Annotated in this window: 20 protein-coding genes and 1 tRNA gene; 14 read left to right on the top strand and 7 right to left on the bottom strand. The window is 59.6% G+C overall.

Going from position 1 to position 23,185, the window contains the following annotated elements; translation table 11 throughout:
- Positions 1-131 precede the first annotated feature (131 nt).
- Genes AC1VON_RS31200 through AC1VON_RS31190 form a run of 3 tightly spaced genes read left to right on the top strand, consistent with a single transcriptional unit; the run spans position 132 to position 5,003 of the window.
- Positions 132-1,163 (top strand): HlyD family secretion protein, encoded by a 1,032-nt coding sequence (locus AC1VON_RS31200; RefSeq protein WP_483125972.1) that lies wholly within the window; start codon positions 132-134, stop codon positions 1,161-1,163.
- Positions 1,160-3,880, top strand: coding sequence for a ribosome-associated ATPase/putative transporter RbbA (gene rbbA, locus AC1VON_RS31195; RefSeq protein ID WP_483125971.1), 2,721 nt, complete (start codon positions 1,160-1,162; stop codon positions 3,878-3,880). The genes AC1VON_RS31200 and rbbA overlap by 4 nt, the downstream gene beginning before the upstream one ends.
- A gap of 1 nt (position 3,881) precedes the next feature.
- Positions 3,882-5,003, top strand: a complete 1,122-nt coding sequence (locus AC1VON_RS31190; protein WP_483125970.1) for an ABC transporter permease — start codon at positions 3,882-3,884, stop codon at positions 5,001-5,003.
- A 109-nt stretch (positions 5,004-5,112) separates the two neighbouring features.
- Here AC1VON_RS31190 and AC1VON_RS31185 read toward each other — a convergent pair whose 3' ends face one another.
- Entirely contained in the window at positions 5,113-5,769 is a 657-nt protein-coding gene (locus AC1VON_RS31185; RefSeq protein ID WP_483125969.1) for a hypothetical protein, read from the bottom strand.
- A gap of 132 nt (positions 5,770-5,901) precedes the next feature.
- Between AC1VON_RS31185 and AC1VON_RS31180 the strand changes: the two genes are divergently transcribed.
- Positions 5,902-6,627 carry a Bax inhibitor-1/YccA family protein gene (locus AC1VON_RS31180; RefSeq protein ID WP_172348859.1) on the top strand — a complete coding sequence of 242 codons (726 nt, stop codon included), beginning with the start codon at positions 5,902-5,904 and terminating at the stop codon, positions 6,625-6,627.
- A 352-nt stretch (positions 6,628-6,979) separates the two neighbouring features.
- The gene (locus AC1VON_RS31175) at positions 6,980-8,629 is read left to right on the top strand and encodes a CYTH and CHAD domain-containing protein (RefSeq protein WP_483125968.1); all 1,650 of its coding nucleotides are present in this window, start codon (positions 6,980-6,982) and stop codon (positions 8,627-8,629) included.
- On the opposite strand, the gene AC1VON_RS31170 is transcribed toward AC1VON_RS31175, so the two are convergent.
- Complete coding sequence (locus tag AC1VON_RS31170; protein WP_483125967.1) at positions 8,562-9,080, bottom strand: GNAT family N-acetyltransferase; 519 nt, start codon at positions 9,078-9,080, stop codon at positions 8,562-8,564. The two genes, AC1VON_RS31175 and AC1VON_RS31170, sit on opposite strands and share 68 nt — an antisense overlap.
- Positions 9,081-9,604: 524 nt before the next feature.
- On the opposite strand from AC1VON_RS31170, the gene AC1VON_RS31165 reads away from it, so the two are divergent.
- The 5 genes from AC1VON_RS31165 to AC1VON_RS31145 all read left to right on the top strand — a co-directional run bounded on the left by AC1VON_RS31165 (position 9,605) and on the right by AC1VON_RS31145 (position 15,664).
- Positions 9,605-10,990 (top strand): Do family serine endopeptidase, encoded by a 1,386-nt coding sequence (locus tag AC1VON_RS31165; protein WP_483125966.1) that lies wholly within the window; start codon positions 9,605-9,607, stop codon positions 10,988-10,990.
- Positions 10,991-11,426: 436 nt separating this feature from the next.
- Positions 11,427-12,698, top strand: coding sequence for an efflux RND transporter periplasmic adaptor subunit (locus AC1VON_RS31160; RefSeq protein ID WP_483126401.1), 1,272 nt, complete (start codon positions 11,427-11,429; stop codon positions 12,696-12,698).
- Positions 12,695-13,924, top strand: coding sequence for an ABC transporter permease (locus AC1VON_RS31155; protein WP_483125965.1), 1,230 nt, complete (start codon positions 12,695-12,697; stop codon positions 13,922-13,924). The genes AC1VON_RS31160 and AC1VON_RS31155 overlap by 4 nt, the downstream gene beginning before the upstream one ends.
- Positions 13,917-14,648, top strand: coding sequence for an ABC transporter ATP-binding protein (locus AC1VON_RS31150; protein WP_172348864.1), 732 nt, complete (start codon positions 13,917-13,919; stop codon positions 14,646-14,648). The genes AC1VON_RS31155 and AC1VON_RS31150 overlap by 8 nt, the downstream gene beginning before the upstream one ends.
- Before the next feature lie 155 nt (positions 14,649-14,803).
- Positions 14,804-15,664 carry a universal stress protein gene (locus tag AC1VON_RS31145; RefSeq protein ID WP_483125964.1) on the top strand — a complete coding sequence of 287 codons (861 nt, stop codon included), beginning with the start codon at positions 14,804-14,806 and terminating at the stop codon, positions 15,662-15,664.
- 381 nt (positions 15,665-16,045) lie between these two features.
- Here the strand turns inward: AC1VON_RS31145 and AC1VON_RS31140 are convergent.
- Positions 16,046-16,122: transfer RNA gene (locus tag AC1VON_RS31140), tRNA-Met, on the bottom strand.
- A gap of 240 nt (positions 16,123-16,362) precedes the next feature.
- Here AC1VON_RS31140 and AC1VON_RS31135 point away from each other — a divergent pair.
- Positions 16,363-17,328 carry a Gfo/Idh/MocA family protein gene (locus AC1VON_RS31135; protein ID WP_483125963.1) on the top strand — a complete coding sequence of 322 codons (966 nt, stop codon included), beginning with the start codon at positions 16,363-16,365 and terminating at the stop codon, positions 17,326-17,328.
- 15 nt (positions 17,329-17,343) lie between these two features.
- Here AC1VON_RS31135 and mnmA read toward each other — a convergent pair whose 3' ends face one another.
- The gene (gene mnmA, locus AC1VON_RS31130; RefSeq protein ID WP_056578138.1) at positions 17,344-18,534 is read right to left on the bottom strand and encodes a tRNA 2-thiouridine(34) synthase MnmA; all 1,191 of its coding nucleotides are present in this window, start codon (positions 18,532-18,534) and stop codon (positions 17,344-17,346) included.
- A gap of 287 nt (positions 18,535-18,821) precedes the next feature.
- Between mnmA and sciP the strand changes: the two genes are divergently transcribed.
- Both sciP and AC1VON_RS31120 read left to right on the top strand, forming a co-directional pair.
- Complete coding sequence (sciP, locus tag AC1VON_RS31125) at positions 18,822-19,097, top strand: CtrA inhibitor SciP (RefSeq protein WP_006203587.1); 276 nt, start codon at positions 18,822-18,824, stop codon at positions 19,095-19,097.
- A 447-nt stretch (positions 19,098-19,544) separates the two neighbouring features.
- On the top strand, positions 19,545-19,814 hold the full coding sequence (locus tag AC1VON_RS31120) for a winged helix-turn-helix transcriptional regulator (protein WP_483125962.1): 270 nt from the start codon (positions 19,545-19,547) through the stop codon (positions 19,812-19,814).
- 116 nt (positions 19,815-19,930) lie between these two features.
- On the opposite strand, the gene AC1VON_RS31115 is transcribed toward AC1VON_RS31120, so the two are convergent.
- On the bottom strand, positions 19,931-20,308 hold the full coding sequence (locus AC1VON_RS31115; RefSeq protein WP_172348868.1) for a flagellar export protein FliJ: 378 nt from the start codon (positions 20,306-20,308) through the stop codon (positions 19,931-19,933).
- Between the two features lie 451 nt (positions 20,309-20,759).
- Between AC1VON_RS31115 and ctrA the strand changes: the two genes are divergently transcribed.
- A complete protein-coding gene (gene ctrA / locus AC1VON_RS31110; RefSeq protein WP_006203583.1) occupies positions 20,760-21,455 on the top strand; it encodes a response regulator transcription factor CtrA in 696 nt (231 codons plus the stop codon).
- Positions 21,456-21,647: 192 nt separating this feature from the next.
- Here the strand turns inward: ctrA and AC1VON_RS31105 are convergent, their stop codons facing one another.
- Positions 21,648-22,016, bottom strand: a complete 369-nt coding sequence (locus AC1VON_RS31105) for a response regulator (RefSeq protein WP_056578130.1) — start codon at positions 22,014-22,016, stop codon at positions 21,648-21,650.
- Positions 22,017-22,232: 216 nt separating this feature from the next.
- On the bottom strand, positions 22,233-22,862 hold the full coding sequence (gene chpT, locus AC1VON_RS31100) for a histidine phosphotransferase ChpT (protein ID WP_019860754.1): 630 nt from the start codon (positions 22,860-22,862) through the stop codon (positions 22,233-22,235).
- Positions 22,863-23,185: the final 323 nt, after the last annotated feature.

Below are 23,185 nucleotides of genomic sequence, written 5' to 3'. Positions count from 1 at the left end.
GAAGAAGCAACACAGGCGTTCAATCGGCAGCCCGATGATCTACGTCAATTTCAGGGACTGAGCGCTGCGATAATTGTGCGGCCTTGGGACATCATTGCCTCCCAAGGTCAACCGTTACCTGGAGCTGTACCATGCGTTCTTCTTCACCACTGTTCATTGCCGCCGTGTTGATAGCAGGTATCGGCTTCGGAAGCGGGCGGGCGATGGCAGCCGACGAAACGAGCTTCGGCGGAAGGCTGCAAGCGTTGTGGGAACGGCTGGGCGGCAAGCAACTCCCAGACGACATCGCCATGACAAACGGCCGCATCGAGGCCGAAGAGGTACTGGTTTCAGCCAAGCTTGCCGGCCGTGTGACAGAAGTCCTGGTAGATGAGGGCCAGACCGTCGATGCCGGTGCTGTCGTGGCGCGAATGGATACCGCCGATCTTCAGGCGCAGTTAGCCGGCGCGCAAGCGGAGGTTAGACGCTCAGAAAAGGCGGCGACTGAAGCTGAAGCCTTGATCGCGCAGCGCGACAGCGAACTCGTGCTTGCCCAGCAGGAATATGATCGCGCGTCCACTTTGAATGCCCGTGGTTATGGCACCAGGCAGGATCTTGACCTGCGGCGAAGTCAGCTGACTGCCACTCAGGCCGCCGGCGCTGCCGCGGCGGCGGGCCTCGAAGAGGCACATGCCGCGACAGATGCCGCCCGCGCCGAGGTCGCTCGGATCCAGTCATCCCTTAGTGACGCGGTCCTCATAGCTCCACGGCGAGGCAGGGTAGAGTACAAGCTCGTGCAGTCCGGCGAAGTGGTCGCCGCCGGCGCCCCCATCGTTACGCTTCTTGACCTTTCGGATGTCTACATGACCGTTTTCCTGCCCGCGCAAGCAGCGGGACGTCTCGCCATCGGTGACGACGCACGCATAATTCTCGATCCCGCCCCCGAGTATGTGGTCCCGGCCACGGTTTCCTTTGTTGCATCGGACGCGCAGTTCACGCCGAAGACCGTGGAAACGAGCGACGAACGGGAGAAACTGATGTTCCGCGTCAAACTGCAGATCGCTTCGAGCCTGCTCAAGCAATATGAGGCGCAGGTGAAGATCGGCGTGCGTGGCGTAGCGTACGTACGTACCAGCCGTACGGCGGTTTGGCCGTCTGAGCTCGACGTGAAGCTGCCGCAATGAGTGAGACCGCTGCGCGTCTCGATCACGTCGTTCACCGCTATGGCAAGACCCTGGCTCTCGACAATATCGATCTCGTCATTCCAGCTGGATGCATGGCGGGCCTCATTGGGCCCGATGGGGTAGGCAAGTCGACCGTGCTCGGGCTTGTCTCCGGCGTTGTCCGCGTCCAGACCGGAAATGTCCAGGTCCTCGGCGGCGACATTGTCGATGCAAACCAACGACGTTCGATTTGCGCGCGCGTCGCCTATATGCCGCAGGGACTCGGTAGCAATCTCTATCCGACGCTGGGTGTTGCGGAAAACCTCGACTTTTTCGGCCGCCTCTTCGGGCAGGACAGCGCTGAGCGCCGCGCCCGCATCGACGAACTTCTCGCCGCCACGGGCCTTGCCCAATTCCGTGACCGGCCGGTCGGCAAACTCTCGGGCGGAATGAAGCAGAAGCTCGGCATTTGCTCAGCGCTTATCCATGACCCAGATCTGCTCATCCTCGACGAGCCGACCACTGGCATCGATCCCCTATCGCGACGACAGTTCTGGGACCTCATTGCCGGAATGCGCAAGCGCCGCCCCGCCATGAGCGTCCTCGTCGCCACCGCTTACATGGAAGAGGCGGAGCGCTTCGACTGGTTGGCCGCCATGCACGGTGGGCGCATCATCGCCACCGGTAGTCCGGCAGAAATCAGGAAACAGACAGGCCAGGCCACGCTGGAGCGTGCCTTTGTTGCCTTGATGCCGGAAGACGTACGGCAGGCGGATGTGGCGGTGGAGGTTGCGCCGCGCGTCGTTCACGACGGTGTCCCGGCAATCGAGGCCGAAGGCCTGACGCGCCGCTTCGGTGCCTTCACCGCGGTTGATCACGTGAGCTTTCGCATCGAGAAGGGCGAGATCTTCGGTTTTCTCGGCTCGAACGGTTCCGGCAAGAGTACGACCATGAAGATGTTAACCGGCCTTCTGCCTGCCAGTGAGGGCAAGGCAGCGCTGTTCGGCCAGCCACTGGACGCAGGCGATATGGCGACCCGCCGGCGCGTCGGCTACATGTCACAGTCCTTTTCGCTCTACGGCGAACTGAGTGTGCGGCAAAACCTGGTGCTGCACGCGCAACTGTTCGGCATGCCGCATAACGAAATCGAACCTCGTGTCGAAGAGATGCTCAACCGCTTTGACCTTTCTGGTGTCGTCGCCAGCCGGCCAGAGAGTCTGCCGCTTGGCATCCGCCAGCGGTTGCAGCTCGCAGTCGCAGTCATCCATCGACCCGAGATCCTCATCCTGGACGAACCGACCTCAGGCGTCGATCCGGTCGCCCGTGATGGGTTCTGGCGCTTCCTCATTGCCCTGTCGAGGGAGGACGGCGTCACCATCTTCCTGTCCACCCATTTTATGAACGAGGCCGAGCGCTGTGACCGAATCTCGCTAATGCATGACGGCAAGGTGCTCGCGGTTGGTAGCCCGCTCGAACTGAAGGAACAGCGCAGGAAACAGACGCTTGAGGACGTCTTCATTGAGGTACTCGAGAAAGCCGGGATGGGAAAAGAAGCCGGGACCGCAAATCTCGCCGCCCCGACCCCATCAAAAAAGCCTGTCAGGTCCAGGGTCATTGATCCCCGTCGTCTGTGGGCTTATGCGTGGCGCGAGGCACTCGAAATCATCCGTGACCCGGCGCGACTGGCTTTTGCATTCCTCGGACCGATAATTCTGCTTCTCACCTTCGGCTATGGCATATCCTTCGATGTCGAGCGTCTGCCGTTCGCAGCTTTCGATCAGGACCGAACCGCGCAAAGCAGGCAATTGCTGGAAAGCTTCCAGGGGTCACGCTATTTCGACGAGCAGCCATCCATCTCGTCGCCGGAGGACATGGAAGCACGGCTGAGAAGCGGTGAGCTGAAGCTCGCTGTCGAGGTTCCGCCGGATTTCGGTCGGGACCTCCTGCGCAAGCGCCAACCTGAAGTCGCCGTCTGGCTCGATGGCGCCATGCCCTTCCGCGCCGAGACAACGCGGGGTTACGTCACAGGCCTCGCACTGAGCTATGTTGCGGACGAGGCGGTGCGGCAAGGCGGCAAAACCGTCTCGCCCTATCCGATCGAAATCGAGCCGCGCTTCCGTTACAATCAGGCGTTCAAGAGCGTGAACGCCATCGTGCCCAGCGTCATCGTGCTCATGCTCGTGCTGATCCCGGCGATCATGACGGCGATCGGCATCGTCAAAGAAAAGGAGACAGGCTCGATCGCCAATTTCCGGGCGACCCCCGTAACCCGGATCGAGTTCCTGCTTGGCAAGCAACTTCCTTACGTGGTGATCGCCTTTCTGAGCTTCCTTTCGCTCGTGATTTTGGCGCGGCTGGTCTTCGGGGTTCCCCTGAAGGGATCCTTTGCGATGCTCGCTGTCGGCACGCTTGCCTATGTTCTCGCGACGACCGGCTTCGGCCTGCTCATATCGAGCTTTGTCAAAACACAGGTCGCCGCCATCTTCGCCACCGCGATCATCGCCATGATTCCGGCCGTGAACTTCTCCGGCCTGCTGGTGCCCGTCTCATCCCTTTCCGGCAGTGGACGGCTGATGGGACTAGCCTTCCCGGCTGCCTGGTATCAGCCGATCAGTGTCGGTGTCTTCGACAAGGGACTCGGTTTCCTGGCACTGTGGCCGAACCTCGCCGTGCTCGTCCTCTTCGGCGTAGGCTTTATCGCCGCCGCGGTGGTTGCGCTGCGCAAGCAGGGAGCGTGAGATGATTGCTTCCCTGGTCAGGATTCTGCGCCTTGGTGTCAAGGAACTCTATAGCCTTCGATCCGATCCGGTCCTGATGCTGCTGATCCTTTATACTTTCACCTTCGCCATCTATACCGTGGCGACGGGCGCGAAATTCGAGGTGGAGAATGCATCCGTCGCCGTCGTCGACGAAGACCATTCCATGCTTTCCGCCCGGCTGCGCGACGCGCTCATGAAACCTTTCTTCAAGGAGCCTGTATTGATCGACGCGGATCAGATCGATCCGGCCATGGATTCCGGACGCTTCGTCTTCGTCGTCGAAATACCGCCGAAACTCGAGCAGGACGTGATCGCCGGCCGGCATCCTTCGATTGGCCTCGACATCGACGCGACCGCCATGTCACAGGCCGGCAACGGCGCCTCCTACATCCAGAGCATCCTCTTCCAGGAAGTGCTCACCGCGATGCCCAACGTTGCGCAGATCGAGCCAATTCAACTCGTGGTCCGCGCCAAGTTCAATCCCAATCTCAAATCCGAATGGTTCACCGCCGTCATGCAGGTGATCAACAATATCAGCATTCTCGCGGTAATTCTGGCAGGCGCGGCTCTCATCCGTGAGCGTGAGCACGGCACGATTGAGCACCTTCTCGTCATGCCCGTAAGGCCTGTCGAGATCATGCTCGCCAAGATATGGGCAAATGGTCTGGTCATCGTGGTAGCGGCGATCCTGTCGCTGCTCATGGTCGTCGAGCTTTTGTTGGGCGTTCCCGTCGCCGGCTCGCTTACGCTGTTCGTGATGTCTGCGGTCCTTTACCTCTTCTCAGTCACAGCGCTCGGCATTCTCATCGCCACCGTGTCGACCTCCATGGCTCAGTTCGGCCTGATCGCCATGCCGGTTCTGGTGGTCATGAACCTTCTGTCGGGCAGTACGACCCCAATGGAGAGCATGCCGACCTGGCTTCAGAAAGCGATGATGATCTCACCGTCGACGCATTTCGTCGCCCTGTCACAGGCGGTCCTCTATCGCGGCGCGGGCTTGGCAATCGTGTGGCCACAGATGCTGGCACTCGTTCTCATAGGAGTCCTGTTTTTCTGGCTCGCGTCGCTCCGGTTCCGCAAGGCGCTGCTGACCATGCAGTAGCGCTGATACCGGGATGGCCTTCCTAGGGGTGCTGAAAAAAGAAAACCCCGGAAGGGCCGGGGTAATTCAGCGTCGTTAAACGACTTGGGAGGGCAACGAATAGTGGAGATCAGGCAGCCTGACCATTCGGCTGAACATTAGCAACTGCCCCGCTGGCAGTCGCCGCAGGCGCAAGGCCGTCCATATGGATGGAAGTCGGCGGAACCGTGCCGGAGGTTTCTACAAATGGGAAAGGCGCCGGCCGGGAAACAGCGGCTTCATTGCCGGACGGATTGCCAGCCATCGGCAATTGTTGGGACGACACCACTTCGTTCCAGACGGCCGTGATGGCGTATTGGGTCTCGGTCGCAATGACGCAATAGCCCTTAGGATCCATGGCATAGAGTGTCGCTCCGGCATCGTTGCGGATCTGCCGGAACGCTTGGTCGATGACCTCGAGGCAGGCCGATACTTGCTGCACGCCGGGCAGGCGCGCATGCCGCTGCATGTCCACGAGCCGGAACGCCTCCACACCTTCCTGCCCGATGCTCTCGCCCTCGCGGCCGAGCTCGAAGAAGACGTTGACGACAGGCAACATCCCGCGGATAGCCGCATAGACAGTCATCGCCTCCTGCGGCGTGCAGGCAACCAGATGCGGCGGGTTCGCCACCACCACCCCGGAACCGGCCCGCAAACCGAGGGACGCGGCAATCTCATGCTCCAGCCACTGGCGCACCTCGGGTGGTGCGGTTCGGATCTGTTCAGGGCTTAATGTAATTCCGACCATGACGTCACTCTCCATTACCAATCTGCTGAAATCAAAACAGAGTGGAGAAGAGCGGACGTTGATCCGAGTCAATTCAGAGCAGTCAATATGGTGCGAACGTTCCTTCTCAAATCGTGATGATGGAGCAAAGCCATGGCGCGCAGCCCCGGAAATATCCGTAGAACCGGCTTCGATGTGGGTTCGCACACTGCCGCTGATTTCGATCCGGGTCTGCGCCAGTACATGCTCAAGGTCTACAACTTCATGGGCGGCGGCCTGCTCGTCAGCGGTGCGGCCGGCTATCTCGCGGCGACAACAGGCTTCTATGAGCAAATCGCAGGCACGCCGCTGATCTGGGTGGTGATGTTTGCTCCCCTCGTCGCCGTCATTTTCCTCAGTTTTCGAATTGACCGGATGAGCCTCGCCGCGGCGCAAACGACGTTCTGGATTTATGCGGTCTTGATGGGCCTGTCTCTCTCGGGAATTTTTCTGGTCTACACAGGCGCGAGTGTCACCAGGACCTTCTTCATCGCTGCGGCGACCTTCGGGGCTATGAGCCTTTACGGATACACGACCGGGCGCGATCTGACGCGTGTGGGCTCGTTTCTGTTCATGGGGCTGATCGGCATCATCCTGGCGAGCCTGATCAATCTTTTCGTCGGCTCCTCCGCTCTTGAATTTGCCATCTCCCTGATAGGTGTAGTGCTCTTCATTGGCCTCACGGCCTACGATACGCAACGGATCAAGGATATCTATGTGGAAGGTGATTGGGATGAAGCGTCATCGAAAAAGGCCCTGATCGGCGCGCTAACCCTCTATCTCGATTTCATCAACCTCTTCGTCATGCTGCTCCAGTTCACTGGCGACCGGCGCGATTGATCGCCACCTATCTTGCTTCGGAACGAGACCGAAATGTCGAACCGATTGGAGGAGCACTTATTCACCGTGGTGATCACTCCAGAACAATGTCGAGCTGCACGTATCCTGGCCAAGATCGGTCGGACTGCGCTTGCAGCGCGGACCAATATCGGCCCATCCGATGCAACAGTCGAAGTGTTGTCTCGCCAACTGGCGCCGACGGCATAGAGTTGAGCAGGATTGATGCGAGAAAGCCGTTGACTGATACCGTCTCGGCGATAGTCGGACTCACCCAGACGACCACAAGGACAAGCATGCGAAACACCGCTTTGCGTCGTGCTGTTTGATACTCAAGGGAGACGTTCCAAAACCCATGTCGAGTCACCAGGAAATCGAGCTTAAGTTGGAACTGCCACTGGCATCGTTCCCATCCATAGAGAACGTTCCAATGGTGCGGCAGGCAGCGGAAGCAGCCGAGACGAAGCAGCTCAATTCCGTCTACTTCGATACGGATAAATCCAAACTGCGGAAGGCTGGCATATCACTTCGTGTTCGCTCCGACGGACGGCACCATATCCAGACAGTCAAGTGCGAGCACAGCTCTTCTCCAGACCTCACCACGCGAGGCGAGTGGGAAACCGAGATAGAGGGAACGATACCCGATCTCGACGCGGCCGGCGATACGGCTCTGAAACCACTGCTGTCAAAGAAGTTTGCCCGGGCACTGAAACCGGTCTTCCAGACCCAAACCGAACGAAAGACGCTCCCCATCAAGACCGCTCATGCCACCATGGAACTCGCGCTTGACCACGGCCAGATCGTGACCGGCAATAAGACCGAAGCGATTTGCGAGATCGAGATCGAGCTCAAGCAGGGAGATCGCACGGAACTGTTCAAGTTGGCCCGGTCGCTCGCGAACGCTGCGCCATTGCGGCTTTCAGTCCGCAGTAAGGCGGAGCGCGGATATGAATTGATCGATGACGAACCTGCGCAAGCGGCTCTCGCTGGGAAAATCACACTTCAGTCCGGCACGGACGTCACGGCAGCTTTTCGGCAAATTGCGGAATCCTGCCTCCGTCAGATCACCGCCAACTGGGAGGCGGTAAATCGTGGCGATCCGGAAGGCGTTCACCAGATGCGCGTCGGGCTCCGGCGATTACTCGCTGCTATTTCGCTCTTTTCACAGATGCTCGGCGACCGGCAAAGCGCCCTGATCAAGACGGAGCTGAAATGGCTCGCTGATGAGCTCGCTCAAGCGAGAGAACTCCACGTCTTCTCGGCTGGCATCCTCCCACGCCTGCGGAAGGCATACGCTGGCGACGATGCTTTCAAGGTTTTCGATGGAGAGGTCGGCCGGCTTCGGGCGCAAGCAGAAGCCCGAGCACGCACGGCTATCGAGACCGATAGGTTCCGCAATCTGCTTCTTGATACGGCTGAATGGATCCAAGCCGGAGACTGGATAATATCGGATGACGCATTGCGTGGCAGTCTCAAGGATCACAACATCGACGACTTTGCCCGCCAAGCGCTTTCATCACGAACCTCGAAGATCGTAAAGCGGAGCAGGAAGCTAGACGACCTTGATGCTCGCCAGCGGCACAAGCTGCGTATCGCGGCAAAAAACTTCGCTATGGCAGCGAATTCTTCCAGAGCCTTTTCCAGAGCGAAACCTCAAAGAGACACCAGGCAAAATTTCTGCGCATCCTGGAGCGCCTGCAGGACCATCTTGGCAATCTCAACGACATTGTCGGACATACTCAGTTGTGCAGATCGATGGTCGAGGACACATCGTCCGCAGCAAATCCAAATGCCCGGCAGATTGCGTTCTTTGCAGGGGTCGTTTCGGGCACCGAAGCAGCGCGAAGTGAGAAGCTTGTGCGATCAAGCACTCATATTCATGACAAACTCGGCAAGGCAAAGCCATTCTGGGACTGATCGAAACCGCGCAAAGAGAGTCAGGCGGTTCCCAGTTTCTTCGAAACGAGCAAAAGCGTGGGGTCATCCGGATATGAATGGACGGTAAACCCCATGTTTTTCTCCAACTCGATAGCGTCGTGATTGGCTCGGCTCTCGATCAATTCAATCACCTTCAGCCCCCATCTTTCAGCTTGGCCGACCACGAAGGCGAGCATTTCCCAACCAACTCCATGATCCCTGTAGTCGGCGCGGATCGAAATTGCGACCTCACCACGGCCGCTCGTGCCTTCCCGTGCCAGCATGGCCGTGGCAACCGGAGTATGATTGTCTTCGAGAAAGCCGATATAGGTTTCTACCGTGCGATGGTCGACGTGGGTCATTTCATGGATCTGCTCCAGCGGCACTTGCCTCATGCCTGCCAAGAAGCGGAAGTGCAAATCTTCTGGGCGCACGTGATGAAATAGCTCATCAAGGATTGCATCGTCATCCGCGCCCGCCGGCCGCACGACAATATTGAGCCCCGTACGGGAAATAAGTTTCCAGGTGTGACCAGCCATTTGCCTACTCCGATAAAAGTTCGAATGCCCCTGATAGCCACTAGATCCGGCTGCACGCGGAAATCCTTGAGCTAGCGCAAATCGACGCGAATTTAAGTGCCGCAAGCATGCAACGCGCTTGCAGCCGTCAAAAATTGGAAGAGGATCATTCCTTGGACCGCGCGGGATTGATCACAAGACCCATGTAGCTGTTTGACGGGCCATCGGCGCACGGAAAACCAAGATCTCCCACCCAAGCCGGCTCATCAAAATACCGCAGCGCACTTGATCCGGCTCAAAACGGCAACTCGCCAGCCGTCATAGACTTCAGGTGTTAGATGCCCAAGGGGTTGCATGAAAAGCGCGCCAGAACCTGTACAGCCGCCTGAACGACAGGGGATCAAAGCTGGAGCACGCGGTTGGCAAAGATCGACGAATCGCAAGTTGGCGTCGCGGTCGTTTCCAGCAGGGGCAACTTCGGTTGATCTTGGGCAGGAATCAGCGCTTGCCGAAAATGCGTGTCTCCGTGACGATGACATGGATCGATGATGATCACTTTCTCTCTACGCATATTAGTGACGGTCGTGTGGTTCGCCCTTTCGGTTGCGTCGATGACATGCCCCGTAAAGGCAGCGTTCTCATTTGTTCCAACGACCCAAGCCTCGCTCGCTCCAATGCTCGAACGGGTCCTTCCAACCGTCGTCAGCATCATCGTGCAAGGCCAGAATGGATCGCCTCCAGACGCAAATGCCTCGGATTCCCTGCCCCAACAATTCTCCGCTCTTTCCGGGGATGCCGGACAACAACGCGGGTTCGTCGCAGCAGGGGCCGGTGTCATCATCGATGCCGCGAATGGATACATCCTCACCAACAACCATGTCATCCAGAATGGGGACACAATCGAAGTCATCCTCAATGACGGCCGCACCTTCCAGGCTCAGCCCGTCGGACACGATGCCGAAACAGATCTCGCCGTCATAAAGATCGCGGCCGACCATCTGACGGCACTGCCTTTCGGAGATTCTTCAAAACTCCGCGTCGGCGACTATGTCGTCGCGATTGGCAATCCGTTTGGGTTAGGGCAAACGGCGACGATGGGTATCGTCAGCGCACTGGGCCGGTCAGGACTGGGAAGCGGCTACGAAAATTATGTCCAGACCGATGCCTCGATCAACCCAGGCAATTCGGGCGGCCCCCTCGTCGGCCTCGATGGTAAACTCGTTGGAATCAACAGCGCGATCATCGGGCCAAACGGTGGAAATGTCGGCATCGGCTTTGCCATTCCGGCCGCGATGGCAAAACAGATAACGGAACAGCTTGTTGCCTACGGCGAGGTACGACGCGTGCAGCTCGGGGTGGTGGTGCAGGATCTTACGCCGAATCTCGCCAAGGCGTTTCGTATCGACATTCGATCGGGAGCTGTTGTGAACCAGATTTTGTCAGGTTCAGTGGCTGAAGGTGCTGGTGTTGCTGTGGGCGACATCATCACCGCGATAAACGGAGCAAGCGTGGAAAATGCGGCTCGTCTCAAGAACATCATGAGCGCGATGTCGCCGGATACTTCCGCGAAGTTGTCGATGATCCGTCACGGCAGTCCATTGACCATTACGGCTAGACTTTCCATGGAAGGAAACGCTCGCCAGACGCAGATCGCGGGGGTGGGTCATCTCGACTCAGTCATCCTCAGCGATTTCGAGACGATATCGGGAATGGGAAACAAAAAGGCGGACGGAGCCCTGGTTCTGGCGGTGGGAGAAGACAGCGGAGCGGCTGATGCTGGTCTGGCGGCGGACGACGTGATCCTGAGCGTCAATCAGCAGGTCGTTCATTCGCCAGAAGAAGTATTGGAGCTGGTACATCAATCTCCCTCCGGCTCTCTACTGCTCGGCGTCTATCGTGACGGAGGCATGTATTTCCTGGCTATCCAGTGAGACGTGGATTTGCTTGGGTCAAAGCTGTTCTCGGCAACAAGCACGGAATGTGGCAACCGATATCAACCGCACCTTCTGATCGGGATCTCGAAGTGGCCGTGATAGACCGGGATGGTCCACACGCGCTTGGTTTTGCTTGCCGGCGTGCTCTCCACGGCTGGATCAAATCCGGAACGCAGGAGCGGATCGAGATTTGCCCGACGCATTGGCGAGATTGGAAGAATGAGGCTGTCTAACAAGCGGGGCGAACCTCGAATCGGCCGCACGATACTCATCAGAACCAACGACGGAAAAATCGTCCTCCATATGCCCCGAGAGCATCGGTTCACCCAGACAAAGGGCAATTATCGGCAACCGCACGGCATTTGACTTGGCGCAAGGTGACAGGCGTGCGCCAGGTCTACTGGAGGAGTGCGCTGCTTTCCTCGGAGCCGTCATGTTACAAACCAATACTGACCTGCACCCAGCCACATCGCGCAAATCCCGCCTGTCCGTTGCGGGGCATTTTGCCTGGGTCCATAAATGGTCGCTGGCGACACTTTTTGTGCTGGCGGTCGCACTTGCCTTGGCGCTTGCGCGCTGGCTGGTGGGTCCCGAAGTCGTCGTCTATCCCGTGGTCCGCGGCGATCTCGTGAAAACCGTCGTCGCCAGCGGCCATGTGGAGACGCCTTACCGCGTCGATATCGGGAGCCAGATCACCGGCACGGTAGAGGACGTGCTGGTCGACGAAGGACAAACCGTCAAGCAGGGGCAGCCGCTCATTGCCCTCGAACCCACGGAGCTCAAGGCTGCGATGGTCGAAGCGCAAGGCGCCGTCGCGCAGGCCGATGCGCGAATGCGGCAGATACGCGAACTCACCTTGCCGGCGGCCCAGGAGGCATTGAAGCAGGCGCGCGCCACACTCGTCAACGCGGAGGCAGCCTTCCAGAGGGCGGATCAGCTTTCCAGGACAGGCTTCGGCACCCAGGCGACCCTCGACGCTGCTACGAAGGATCTTGACGTCGCACATACGCAGGTCCGCACCGCGGAGTTGGAAGTCTACACCTCGCAGCCCGACGGCAGCGACTATGTGATGGCGCAAACGCAACTAGAGCAGGCGCAGGCCAATCTTGCGACCGCGCAGGCCCGCCTCGCCTATGCCACCATCAGATCACCTCGAGACGGGGTTCTCATAACCCGCAATGTCGAGCGCGGCGCCGTTGTCCAGCCAGGAAACGCGCTTCTTGTGCTTGCGCCCGCCGGCAACATCCAATTGGTGCTTCAGATCGACGAGAAGAATCTCGGCCTGCTTGAAATGGGACAGGCGGCGATAGCGTCGGCGGATGCCTATCCCAACCAGCGTTTCGATGCCGAGGTATCGTACATCAACCCATCTGTCGACATCGCGCGCGCATCTATCGAGGTGAAACTCACGGTCACAAAGCCTCCGACCTACTTGCGCCAGGACATGACAGTGTCAGTGGACATCAGCGTCGACAAGCGTACGTCAACACTCATTGTTCCGGCTCGAGTGGTGCATGATCCCACATCTGCGTCACCTTGGGTTCTTGTGGTTCGCAATGGCCGGCCGAGCGAACAGGCAGTCCGGACCGGCCTTCGGGCAAGTGACCAAGTCGAGATACTGGACGGTCTTTCGCAGGGCGACCTTGTCGTTCCGGTTGCCGCGGGTGTCAGAGCGGGCCAGCGTATCAGACCGGTGACGCCGTGAAGCGTTGGCTGGCATTCGCCTGGATCGCGGCACTCAGGTTCCTGGCCGAAGGACGGATGCAGACGGGCTTTATTCTCAGCGGCATTGCCATCGGCGTTGGCGTGATCGTGTTCATGTCAGCCATGCTTACCAGTGTCCAGACCAATTTCACCAACCGGGTGCTCACCTCGCAGCCGCAGATCCAAATCGTGCCGCCCGATGAAGTCGCCCGGCCGCTAAGGCTGCACGACGATGGGGTGATCGAGGCAGCCATCGTGCAGCGGCCGACGCAGCGCATCCTGTCTGTCGATCAGTGGCAGACGATCCTTGCGACGATGCGGTCGCGCCCGGACGTGGTCATCGCGTCACCCACCGTGTCGGGCTCAGCTCTTGCGGTGCGGGGCGATGCCAGCCGCAGCATCAGCATCCTTGGGATGGAACCGGACGACTACTTCCGCATCGTGCGCGTCCCAGACTACATCACCGTCGGTGATTCCAGCCTTGGCTCCGACGATATCCTTGTCGGCGTCGATCTCGCCAACGACCTTGGGGCGACGGTCGGCGACAAGCTCAACGTGACCACGGCCGCGGGTGGCAGCCGCATCCTGACCATCCAAGGCATCTTCGACCTAGGCAGCAAAGGAGCGAATGAGCGCAACACCTATGTCGCGCTGCGAACAGCGCAAAGCCTGCTTGACCTGATCGGCGGCGTGACGACGATCGACCTAACCGTCACAGACGTCTATGCGGCCGAGACCGTCGCGCAAGATATCCAAGCCACCCTTCCCATTGAGGCTGACAGCTGGATCAAAACCAACGCCCAGTTCTTCACCGCCATCAGCGCCCAGAACCTCTCCAGTACGCTCATTCGCCTCTTCGTAGGCTTGTCGGTCGCATTCGGTATCGCGGCCGTGCTCGTGGTGTCGGTCCTCCAGCGTTCGAAGGACATCGGCATCCTGCGCGCCATGGGAAGTTCGCGCGGACAAATCCTGAGGATATTCCTCATCCAGGGTGGCGTGCTCGGCTTCCTCGGCTCACTCGTCGGTTCCGTCCTCGGCGCTGCCGCACTGCTGGTTTGGCATCGCTATGCACGCCAGGCTAACGGTTCGGAGTTGTTCCCTCTCGTGATCGAGCCAAGTCTCTTCTTATCATCGGCAGCACTTGCCACACTCACCGGCGTTGTAGCGGGAATTGTGCCGGCGCTGCGCGCCGCAAGCCTCGATCCGGTGGAGGCGATCCGTGGCTGATCTGCTTGCCCTCGAAGGCATTCGCAAGTCCTTCAACGTCGGCACGCCCGTCGAGACCGAAGTGCTCCACGGTATCGACCTTGCCATGCGCGCGGGAGAATTTGTGGCATTGATGGGCCCGTCCGGCTCCGGCAAGAGCACGCTTCTCAATATCATAGGGCTGCTCGACCGCCCGACTTCCGGCCGCCTGTCAATTGCGGGCGAAGACACGACGCGGCTTTCGGAGGCATCATTGACCCACCTGCGTGGCCACGCCATCGGCTTTGTCTTCCAGTACCACTATTTGATCTCAGCCTTCACCGCGCATGAAAATGTGATGATGCCGATGCTTGTCGACCATGGCCGGCCTGACGCGACGATGGCGCGACGCGCCGACGAACTCCTCGACCAGGTCGGCCTTGGGCGTTGGCGCGACAATCGGGCGATGAACATGTCCGGCGGCCAGCAGCAGCGCGTCGCCATTGCCCGCGCCCTGGTGATGAACCCTTCGCTGGTGCTCGCCGATGAACCAACGGGCAATCTCGATACCGTCTCGGCCGACGGCGTCTTCGAGTTGATGCGGCGGTTCAACAGGGAGCGTGGGACGACTTTCTTGATTGTCACACACAACCATGATCTCGCCGACCGTTGCGATCGCATGATCGAAGTCATCGACGGCCAGATTACCCAGGATCATGACAATCCGGGCGAAAAGGAAGCTACGCTGACGCAACCGTCTCCTTGAAGTTAGGCGGATGGCGAGCATGTTGTCGAAATTGCGCGCTTTGCGGTCGGTCAAGAGGACATCAGGCTCGACCGGACATCCGGATAGCCGGAGTTCGTGGCAGGCCCTGAGCAAATCGACGCGATCATCGCTTACATGAGGAGCTTGCACGACCGATGAGTAGGGACTCGAAAATAAGCGCCGATGGCCTAAAATGCATCCTGGTCGGCATTCCTGCCATGGAAGTCTTCCAGGCTACAGCTGCCGTCAAATACGCTATCGATCTGGCATCTGCGCATGGCGCATCGCTGTCACTGTATGTTCTCCCATCACCGTTGCCGCAACCCTTCCCTTTGACGGCAGGAACAGCTTCGACGTGGGTTGAGCAGGAGGTTGACCGGCTCGAGCGACTGTCGTCCGCGACATTGCACGGCGCCAGCGAGCTCATTTCCCGGGCGAATGTCGACCTTGTCGCGGAGCAGGCACATTCGCCCTTCGAGCGGCGAGACGCCCGCTTTGTCCAGTTAGCTCGGGTCCACGACCTGACCGTGCTGGATGCTGCGGATGCAGCTGATGAGTTAGCGCGAAATGCCATTGAGGACGCGCTTTTCGACAGCGGTCGCCCCGTTATTGTCGTCCCGCCATCCGGCGTTTCTTCCGCTTCGGGCAGAATGGCGATTGCCTGGGACGGAAGCGCGCGCGCCGCGCGTGCAGTGAAGGACGCCCTTGGCCTTCTGGCCACGGCGATGTCGGTCGTCGCGGTGACCGTGACCAATGAGAAGGATCTGTCACGCATGGCGCCAGGCGCTGACCTGTCGACCTATCTCGCGCGGCACGACATAACATGCAGACTCGCAACCCTTGCCGAAGGGAAAGGCGATGTTGGAGCACGGATAAGATCATTTGCCGCCGACGAGGACGTCGACATGATTGTCATGGGGGCCTTCGTGCATTCCCGCTTTCGCGAGGCCATCCTTGGCGGTGCGACGAGATCACTTCTCGACAACTGTTCAGTTCCGATCCTCATGACGCACTAGCCCGGTAGCGGGGCGCCTTCGGAGTTGCGAGATGCGCACCTAGGGACGCATCATGATCTTCCTGCTGTCCAGTCCAGATAGGATAGCGGAGAGCGGCACGGCATTCTGCTTCCTCGGAATCAGTCATGACGGCCTCCGGCTCCATTCCACGAAGATGGCGAGGTCTTGCAGGACGCGCTAGCCCAATGCTCGAGTACCATACCGATCATCTCCAACGAGGTGCCCCGGGGTGGCGCTCTCGCCCACTTTGTTGACCGATGTAGCTATAGCTGAACGAACTGGGAAATGGTGTAGGAGTGGCGTGGGGTATGCAAGACTTATGAATCTAAGGCAGCCTACCGCCATGTCTCTCTGTAAGTCACTAATATTTATTAAGAAATTTGGTAGCGGGAGAGGGACTTGAACCCCCGACCCCAGGATTATGATTCCCGTGCTCTAACCAACTGAGCTACCCCGCCAGGGCGGCGAAAGGCCCGAAATCCACCTTAAATCGAAAGGCATTTCGAGGCGTTCGCCAAGGTCGCGCGGATATAAGGTTGGGAGGGCGAGCCTGTCAAGCTTCGAAGCATTCCTTATCGCCGCATATTCTCATTGCCGAAAAAAGCTTTGCCGCGTGGACATTTGGTTGCAACCGCCGGGGTTGAGTTCGAAGGGGCACGTCGCTATGTCTCGGCCAAGAGTTTTTAGAGTTGAAACAGATGAAGCCGCGCATTGCAGTCCTCGGTTGCGGATACTGGGGCAGCAACCATATCCGCACCCTCAAGGCGCTTGGCGCGCTGTACGCGGTTTCCGACGTCAACCGGGCGCGAGCCGAAGGCTTTGCCAGCGAACAGGATTGCCTGGCGATCGATCCCGACCAGCTGTTCGGCCGGGACGATATCGACGCCATCGTCATGGCCTTGCCGCCGCAGTTCCATGCCGACCTTTCCGTGCGCGCCGCCGAAAGCGGCAAGGACCTGCTGGTGGAAAAGCCGATCGCGCTGACGGTGCCGGATGCCGAGCGTGCGGTGCAGGCGGCGAAGGACAATGGTCGCGTCTTCATGGTTGGCCATGTCCTGCGTTTCCATCCCGCCTTCGAGACGCTGAAGGGGCTGATCGACAATGGCGAGCTCGGTGAGGTCCGCTACATACATTCGCACCGGCTCGGCCTTGGCAAGTTCCACACCGAAAACGATGCGCTGTGGGATCTGGCGCCGCATGATTTGTCGATGATCCTGGCCATAACCGGCACCGAGCCGATCGAGGTGCGCGGCGAGGGCGCCGCACTCCTCGACAATCTCAGCGACTTCGCGCATCTGCACATGCGCTTTCCCAACGGCCTGCGCAGCCATCTTTTCACCTCGCGGCTCAATCCCTACCGCGAGCGGCGTCTGACCGTGGTCGGCACCAAGGCGATGGCGGTGTTCGACGATGTCGAGCCGTGGGAGCGCAAGCTTGCCGTCTACCGCCACGCGGTCTGGCAGGACAGCGGCCAATGGGCGTTCACCACCAACGAGCCATCCTATGTCGCGGTCGCGCAAGGCATGCCGCTGACGCGCGAGCTGGAGCATTTCATCCACTGCATCGAGACGCGGGCCGAACCGCGTACCAGCGGCGAGGAAGCGATCAGGGTGCTGCGCATCCTGACGGCGGGAACGGTCACCCACACCAAATCGAAAGACTGAGAAGGCGCCGGCCGTCTATTCGGCGGGAATTCGCGCCGGCCTTGCCGCCAGCTTCGTCAGCATGGCCTCGGCCTCGGCGCCACGCTCGGAGCGCTCGATGAAACCGCCGCCGAAGATGCGGGCTTCGTTGCCGTCATCGGAATAGAGCACGCACGCCTGTCCGGGCGCGATGCCGGATTCGCCGTCCGCCAATTCGACTGATGTCACGCCTGCCTCATGGCGCAGCACCGCTGGACGCGGCGGCCTGGTGGAGCGCACCTTGGCGAACAGTTCGATGCCGCCGGCGGGCACATTGGCGAGCGGGCCGTCGCCAAGCCAGTTCATGTTGCGCAGATAAATCTTGTGCGTCTCCAGCGCCTCGCGCGGGCCGACCACGACGCGGGCCCGTTCGGCGTCGAGATGGACGACATAGAGCGGCTCGCCGGAGGCGATGCCGATGCCGCGGCGCTGGCCGATCGTGTAGCGCAGGATGCCTTCATGGCGGCCGAGCACGCGGCCATCGATGTGCACGATGTCGCCCGGATTGGCGGCGGACGGCTTCAGCTTGGCGATGATATCGGAATATTTGCCCTGCGGCACGAAGCAGATGTCCTGGCTGTCCTGCTTGGCGGCCACCGTCAGCCCCATCTCCTCGGCAATCGCGCGAACCTGCGGCTTCGACAGGCCGCCCAGGGGAAAGCGCAGATAGTCGATCTGCGCCTGCGTGGTGGCAAACAGGAAATAGCTCTGGTCGCGATCGGCATCGACCGGCCGGTAGAGCGCGCGGTGGGCGCCATTGGCGCCGGAGCGGATATAGTGGCCGGTGGCGAGGGCGTCGGCGCCAAGCTCCTTGGCGGTGGCCAGGAGATCGGCGAACTTCACCGTCTGGTTGCAGGAGACGCAAGGAATGGGCGTCTCGCCGGCGACATAGCTCTCGGCGAAGGGGTCGATGACCGCCTTGCGGAAACGCTCCTCATAGTCGAGCACATAGTGGGGAATGCCCAGCGTCTCCGAGACGCGGCGGGCATCGTCGATGTCCTGTCCGGCGCAGCATGAGCCAGCCCGGTGCGTCGCCGCGCCGTGGTCGTAAAGCTGCAAGGTGACGCCGACGACATCATAGCCCTCGCGCTTCAACAGGCCGGCGACCACGGACGAATCCACGCCGCCCGACATGGCGACGACGATGCGGGTGTTTTCGGGACGTCCGGGAAGGTCGAGACTGTTCATGATGCTTTCATTCTGCGCGGCGTCTGAATGCCAATGTCGAGAATATAGGTCAAGCTTTCCCGCGACGCCAGCTTGCACGCCGATTCACGGATTGCTGACGATCCGCCATCCGTCGGATTTTTCCCAACCAATTCAAGGCTTCGAGCCCGATGTTTCAAATGCCTGCGAAAAGACTAACGCGCCGTTCACGATCCTTACCTAGTCATTAGGGTCTGCTTAGGCAATTTTTAAAGCTGTGGCGGTAACGTGGCGGGGATTGGGTCTTTGAGTTTTTTGTAGAGAGTACGATGACCGATCTGGTTAGACCTAGAGTCAAGTATGTTATTGGGCCTGACGGCAGCCCTCTTACGATTGCCGATCTGCCGCCGACGAACACGCGTCGCTGGGTTATCCGGCGCAAGGCGGAAGTGGTCGCGGCGGTGCGCGGCGGGCTTTTGAGCCTTGAAGAGGCATGCCAGCGCTACAAGCTGACCACCGAGGAATTCCTGTCCTGGCAGGCGTCGATCGACGAATATGGCCTTGCCGGGCTGCGCACCACGCGCATCCAGCAATACCGGCACTAGAGCCGGCCTGGCACAGTCAAAGGGCGCGGTACTCCGCGCCCTTTTGCTTTTCCAGACAGGTTCCTGGTCCTGAGGCAATTTCCCGCGGTCAGACCGTTAGCGCCACCTTGCCGATCGGTCTGGTGGCGAGAGAGGCGTTAGCGGTCGCGCGCGCTGGCCTCTGCCCCCGGTTGTGTCGTTCAGGTTCAGCAAGGACACCAGCACACCCCATTCGTGATGACCTTCAGTGTTCTGCGTGCTCGCCGCCGATTGGGCCCAGCACCAGATCGATGTCGCTGATCCGGCTGGTAAAATCGCGCCATCGACCGGATTGATGCCGGCGGCCTTGACGCGAACCAGCGCTTCACGAGGCTTTGTCGTCGGGTCGGGCTGATCGGCAATGACAAGGACGTCGGGTCCGCCGACGGAATTCTGGATAACGGCACGCGTGGGATTTCTCTCGCTTGGTTGCTGCCGCTATCATTTGCCCGCAAGCTCGAAGGCATCACGCCCAAGATGCTGACGCAGACGCTGCGCATGCTGGAGCGTGACGGCCTGGTGCGGCGTGGGATCTTCCTGGTCATTCCGCCGCGCGTCGAATATGAATTGACCGAACTCGGCCAGGACCTGGCGGGACTGCTCACCCAGATCAGGGCCTGGGCGGAACAGCATGCCCCAGACATCAAGGATGCGAGAGCCAGGGCGATTGCGGCAAATGAAGGCGAATGGGCCGCCTAGGGCAGTTCGCCGCATTCTCTCTTGTTTTTACGCAAGTCCGTACGGAGAACCGCCAGGCACTTTCCTGGAATTGCTCCAGCTGCGCGCCCGCGGGCACGCCGACGATCTCGGCCTGTTCAACCGATCATGGCACTGCGGCCGCCGATCTCGGCTTCGCGAATCTTGGTGTCACGCGATTCCAGCATTTCGGCCTTGGAAAGCTCCGCTTCAGCTTCGCCGAGTAGTGATTCGGCAGCGCTTCGCTGTTGCGCGAGGTCGCTTTGCGAATTTCTGAGGTTGTCGCGGCGCAAGCGTGCCGCCTTGGCGAAGGTCGGATAGGCGAAATGATTGATGTCGGTGATGCCGGCTTTCTTTTCCTCGGCGGTGATTTGAAGCTCCAGTTCGACGGCCATGCGTTCGAACTCGGCGATCATCATGTCGAGTTGCAGCAGCTGCCGCCGCTTCTCATTCACCTGAAACTGTTTCAGCCGAACGAGGTTTTCACGTGACTTCATGATTCGGTACTCCCGGAAACGCACACCCGCACATATCGTCCAAACCACCTGGAAACGCCCAGGCGTTGCCCGTGTCCACCGGCTTTCCCCGAACTATGGGAAACAAAACCCTAAAGTTTTTTGCCGACGGTAACCATTCGTTTACGGGCATTGTTAATCATACGGGTCAGGGCTTAAGGCCGGGTAAAAATTCCGGTCGCCGAAGCGAAGGCGCGTCGATGAGTCCCTGGAGTCGCTTAGTCCAGGTTATTAATGTGTTGCATTAGGAATTTGGGTCTGGGATTCGTTATTAGATTCAAGAGGGTGTAGAAAGGGGTTAAAAAATCTGATACCGTCATGGACGGGAAATTAGGTTTTGTTAACCATTCGATGGCAGCCTCTGCACAAGGCAACCACTGCTCCGGGGCAGGACGGGTCGTGAAATGGTCCGGCAGCAGAAAAGGGGAATGAAATGCGTGTTCTGCTGATAGAAGATGACAGTGCAACCGCACAAAGCATCGAACTGATGCTGAAATCGGAAAGTTTCAATGTCTATACGACGGACCTCGGCGAAGAGGGTGTCGATCTGGGCAAACTCTACGACTACGACATCATCCTTCTCGATCTCAACCTACCCGATATGTCCGGCTACGAGGTCTTGAGAACGCTTCGTCTCTCCAAGGTGAAGACGCCTATCCTCATCCTCTCCGGCATGGCCGGCATCGAGGACAAGGTTCGCGGCCTGGGCTTCGGTGCCGACGACTACATGACGAAGCCGTTCCACAAGGACGAGCTGGTGGCGCGCATCCACGCCATCGTGCGGCGCTCCAAGGGCCACGCCCAGTCGGTCATCACCACCGGTGACCTGGTGGTCAACCTCGACGCCAAGACCGTTGAGGTCGGCGGCCAGCGCGTGCACCTGACCGGCAAGGAATACCAGATGCTGGAGCTGCTCTCGCTGCGCAAGGGCACCACGCTCACCAAGGAAATGTTCCTCAACCATCTCTATGGCGGCATGGACGAGCCGGAGCTGAAGATCATCGACGTCTTCATCTGCAAGCTGCGCAAGAAGCTCGACGCCGCGTCCGGTGGCCAGAACTACATCGAGACGGTCTGGGGCCGCGGCTATGTGCTGCGTGAACCCGAGGACATCCGCGTCAGCGCCTGAGCCACCCGACTGTTGTCGTCTTCGACAAAAAACCCGGCTTCGGCCGGGTTTTTGCGTCAGCGGTCAGCAATGGCGGTGGCTGCCGGAGCAATTCCAGGAAGGCGTGACACGGTTTTCCGTCCGGATTTGCGTGCAAGACAATGAGATAGAGCGGTTCGGTGTTTCCATGAAACGGTGAACCGTTCCGGCGTCTCAGGCTGCGATCTTAAGGGTGCGAAAGCGCTCGAGCAGCTGCGGGCGATTGAACGGCTTCAGGAGATAGCCCTGGGCGCCTGCGCGCTTGGCCCGCATGATCGACGCGATATCGAGTTCGACCAGCGAGATCAGGATCTGCGGCTTTATCGGACTCTCCATGGCGCGTACGCGGCGGATGAGGTCAACCGCCTGGACGTCCGGCAGGGCACCGTCGACCACGATGATGTCGGGCATGTCGGCGGCGCACATCTCCAGTGCATCAAGCCCGCTGGCCGCTTCGATGACCATCATGTCGGAACCGCCCAGGATGCGTTTTGCAACCTTCCTGATGACGCTTGAATCGTCGACGAACATGCAGCGTTTCATTCCGGGTCCTCTTTGCCCTTGGGCAATCCGGTCGTGCGGGGCATCTGCTGCGCACCCTAGACCAATCTGGTAAAGAACCCGGAAAGCCATTGGGTAAAATTTTTGCAAAGATGCGTTTGAGAGGCTTTTTCTTTGCGGATGCTTCGATGGCGCTTCCGGCTGAGCCATCACGACAATATTACGCCGCTGAAATACTTTGCTCTGTCGACAAGCTGCTCAGGCTGCCGAAAGTACGATTTCTTCCGCCGTCGCGTGGATCGATATCGTCATGCCGGCCTCGCGGGCCAGAAGCAGTGTATAGTAGGGCTGCACCGAATGCGCATCGATCGGCTCTTCCGGCTTGTGGCCGGAATGCAGTTCGAGGAATTTCGGCGGCACGCGCAGCATCGGGCCGCTTGCCGACAGGGAAATGCGCGGCTCGGTTTCGAGATTCTCGAGGGTGACGACCAGCTTGCCGCCACGCGGAATGGCGGCATTGGCGACCAGGATCAGGTTGAGCAGCAGCTTGACCTTGTTCTTGGGCAGCAGCGCGCGGGCCCCGTTCCAGGTCAGTTCCGGCTTTTCATTCTTGAGGAAGGCGATCGCCACCGCTTCGGCGTCGCCGGTGTCGATCAGCATGCCGGCAGAACCGGCCGCGCCGAAGGCGATACGGGCGAACTGCAGCCTGGCCGAAGCGTTCTTGGCGCTCTGGCGGATGAGCCGCATGGCGTCTTCGTCGGCGCCGCCCTCGTCAAGCAGTTCGAGCCCGTTGTTGATCGCGCCGACCGGCGAGATGATGTCGTGGCACACGCGGCTGCACAGAAGCGCCGCCAGGTCAGGCGCGGAAAGGGTGAACAGATCGGCCATCGGTGAAAATCCCTGCAAAATTCCACAATTCGTGGCCGAGCGATTGATTATCGCGCCTGCGCACACGAATCATGCTCCAACCCGAGGCTTTCTGAATACACAGCACTCGTAGGTACAGCAACAAACCCAAAATTGTCGTCTGGCAAATGGCGTGTTCGCGCAGGCCGCCGGCGCCGCGCGACCCCAAAGCCAGCCTTCGAACCGCCATCTTCCTGTGGGAGTTAATGGTTGAAAAAGAATTACGGCATAGTTTGCCCCTAACTGTCATCCTTAACGGCCGCCTAAAGAGCCGGACCGGATGCGAGGCGTCGGCGAAAGTGCTC

The organism is Mesorhizobium sp. HAY1-8B (assembly GCF_056868045.1).
The sequence above is the reverse complement of the archived record's forward strand: the minus strand, read 5'-3'. Positions and strand labels throughout refer to the sequence as shown.